The sequence below is a fragment of the Actinoplanes sp. NPDC048791 genome (genome assembly GCF_040650095.1).
Taxonomy (GTDB): Bacteria; Actinomycetota; Actinomycetes; order Mycobacteriales; family Micromonosporaceae; genus Actinoplanes.
Genome location: NZ_JBEZGQ010001012.1, coordinates 1 through 2,974, shown reverse-complemented (window position 1 = coordinate 2,974; position 2,974 = coordinate 1). Strand labels below are relative to the sequence as shown.

Annotated in this window: 3 protein-coding genes and 1 pseudogene; 2 read left to right on the top strand and 2 right to left on the bottom strand. The window is 70.9% G+C overall.

Annotated elements, in window-relative coordinates; all coding sequences use genetic code 11:
* Positions 1–359: 359 nt before the first annotated feature.
* Positions 360–740 (top strand): STAS domain-containing protein, encoded by a 381-nt coding sequence (locus tag AB0C29_RS41320; RefSeq protein WP_360832680.1) that lies wholly within the window; start codon positions 360–362, stop codon positions 738–740.
* Positions 741–1,063: 323 nt separating this feature from the next.
* Positions 1,064–1,864, top strand: a complete 801-nt coding sequence (locus tag AB0C29_RS41315) for an HAD family hydrolase (RefSeq protein WP_360550941.1) — start codon at positions 1,064–1,066, stop codon at positions 1,862–1,864.
* A 273-nt stretch (positions 1,865–2,137) separates the two neighbouring features.
* Here AB0C29_RS41315 and AB0C29_RS41310 read toward each other — a convergent pair whose 3' ends face one another.
* Positions 2,138–2,617 (bottom strand): PH domain-containing protein, encoded by a 480-nt coding sequence (locus AB0C29_RS41310; RefSeq protein WP_360832677.1) that lies wholly within the window; start codon positions 2,615–2,617, stop codon positions 2,138–2,140.
* A gap of 81 nt (positions 2,618–2,698) precedes the next feature.
* Positions 2,699–2,974, bottom strand: a pseudogene (locus AB0C29_RS41305) (hypothetical protein); the annotation flags it as partial.

Here is a 2,974-nt window from a genome sequence, read left to right as displayed (position 1 = left end):
CGACCTCGGTGCCGCCGGCCGCGGCCAGGCGCAGCAGGTCGTCGAGGAGGTCCGGATCGGCCGTCACGACGAGCGGCAGGCGCGGTCCGGTACGGACGGGAGTGCGGGCTGGCATCGTGGCTCCACGGGTACGGCGGGCTGTTGGGCGCTCACCGTCGCGCCGGGGCCCGGCACCCTTCAACCGGCCCGGCCCCGGCCTGTGGACAACCCGTGGGTGTGGACGACGCCCCGGGCCGGGAAGTGATCTGTTATCGGGTGGCGATCGGGGGTAACTTCGGGGGTCGCCCAGCCGATACGTGAGGGGAATGAACGCCCGCGGGGTTGGGTATGTTGGGCCGACCCGGACCGATGGAGTTGGCATGGAGCACCCGACCGAGAGTTCGCTCGGCGATGACGGGGCGGCCTGCGTCGCCGTGCTGGGCGAGATCGACTTCACCAACGCCGACGAGGTCGCCCAGGCTCTGCGGGACGCCGTCGCCGAGTGGTCCCCGCCGGAGCTGCGGGTCGACCTGCGCGCGGCCACCTTCATCGATTCGACCGGCCTCGGCGCGCTGATCGAGGGTTACCGGGCCGCCACCGAGCACGACGCACGTTTCGTCGTGACGAACCCCAGCCCGAGCTTCCGCCAGGTGCTCACCGTCACCGGCCTGTGCGATCTCTTCGGCATGACCGAGGCGGACGGACGCGCCGAGCAGGACGAGAGCCGGCGCCTGAGCAGCGCAGAAGCAGCCGGAGCCTGAGCGGCACAGAAGGGAACGACCCCCGACGGGGGAGTCGGGGGTCGTCCTGGGATTCGGCTCCGGGGGGGTCGAGCCGAATCGGACCCGGTGACCGCGGGGGGCGCAATCACCGAGAATCTGTGTGCGGGAAAAGTGTGTGCGACTCGCTGAATCCCACCTGTTGCACACAGACAACATGAATCACAGTCGCACCACAAGCATGCCTCAGGAGTCCGCCACCGTCGAGTACCCACGGTGACCGACTACCGTCCCGGGGTATTTTCGTCGCGGTCCGTGGCCCGAGGCGGCCGGGACGGTGCGTCGTGCGGCTACACTTTCGGCCCGTGGGCCCGAGTGCCGCCTTCTTCGACCTAGACAAGACCGTCATCGCCAAGTCCAGCGCGCTGGCCTTCGGACGGCCGTTCTACCGCGATGGGCTGATCAGCCGCCGCGACGTGGTCAAATCCGCCTACGCCCAGTTGATGTTCCGGCTGGGCGGCACGGACGAGCAGACCATGGCCCGCACCCGCGACTACCTCGCCGCGCTGTGCAAGGGCTGGAAGGTCGAGCAGGTCCAGCAGATCGTGGCGGAGACCCTGGAAGAGCTGATCAACCCGTACGTGTACGCGGAAGCGGCCATCCTGATCGGCGAGCACCAGGCCGCCGGCCGGGACGTCGTGCTGGTGTCGGCCTCCGGTGACGAGATGGTCCGGCCGATCGGGGCGCTGCTCGGGGTGACCGACGTGATCGCCACCCGGATGGGCATCGTCGACGGCCGGTTCAGCGGCGAGGTCGAGTTCTACGCGGCCGGCGCGCGCAAGGTCGACGGCGTCCGCGAGCTGGCCGAGGAGCGCGGGTACGACCTGGCGGAGTGTTACGCGTACTCGGACTCGAGCAGTGATCTGCCGCTGCTGGAGGCGGTCGGCCATCCCAGCACGGTGAACCCGGACCGGACGCTGCGCCGGGTCGCGCTGGAGCGGTCCTGGCCGGTGCTGGAGTTCCGGCACCCCGTACCGCTGGGTCGCAGATTGCGGGAACGCCCGGCCGTGCCGGTCGCCGCGGCCGCGCTCGGCGTCGGGGTCGGGGTCGCGATCGGAATAGCCATCTACGGCCGCCACCGCCGCACCCGCGCCGCCCTCGCCTGAGCCCCCGGATGGGTCTGACTAATCCCTCCGGAAGGCTTTACGCTGCCGAAACTCTGGCGATCAAGGGCGGCCGGGCGTAGAAAGAAGGAGCGGAGCCCTTCAAGGAGCACCGTGTACGGCCACCGGGAACCCACGCGCGATCAGCCACGGCAGGCACGTTGCGGCGGCACCTCATCAGGACTGCCGACAACGACCCAGGTGCACGCTTGATAGCCCGGTAGGACGTGCGAAGCGACGGCGCCTCACCTGTGAGGCGCCGTCCTCATGTCCGGCTCAGGCCGGGGCGACCGCGGCCAGGTGCCGCTCCCGCAGCTCGCGGTAGACCGCGCGGAAGACGTGCGGCCGGGAGTGGAAGTCCATCCCCTGGGCCCACAGTTCGGTGTTGACCATCGTCCCGTCGCGGCGCTCGATCAGCACGGTCATGCCGGCTTCGATCTCCCAGCGGCCGAGCTTGTGGGTGTGCCGGTGCAGCCGGACGTGGGCGATCTCCTCCCACCGCATCGTGCGGGAGCGCAGCAGCCCGCGGACGCGCAGGCCGGCCGGGCCGACGTAGACGCCCATCTCGCGGATCCGCCAGCCGCCGACCACCCAGACCGCCGTGATCACCGTGGCCAGGATGCGGACCCCGGCGCCGGCCAGCCCGAACTGCTCGACTGTGCTCCAGCCGAGCAGGGCCAGCGCGATGGCTTCCCAGCCGATCACCAGCCAGCGGCCCGAGCCCGGGGTGTACGGACGCTTCCAGTCGTCTCCCACCCGGCCGAGTATGCCAACCGAGCCCGGCATAAACCGGGTGTTCCGGACATCGACGCAGATGGCAGCCAACCGGGCGAGGAGTTACGTACCCGAAGGGCTCAGCACGGTGTCACCGATCTCCGCGATCTCGTCGGCTCCCGCGGACACCGCTGCCGCATAGTGCCGCAGCCAGGACCGCACGCCGTCGGGGGTGCCGGTGGCGTAGGCCCCCGCCGCGCCCACGTACTCGGGCTCGCGGGCCAGGTGCCCGGCCTCCACGCCGACCAGGCCGCGGGGGTCGAAGCCGCGGCCGACGAGGGTGAGCCGGTGCAGCCGGACGTGGGCGATCTCCTCCCACCGCATCGTGCGGGAGCGCAG

Bases quoted from the DNA above. Each gene is read 5' to 3' on its own strand.
- AB0C29_RS41320 (WP_360832680.1), top strand. From the start codon at position 360: ATGGAGCACCCGACCGAGAGTTCGCTCGGCGATGACGGGGCGGCCTGC.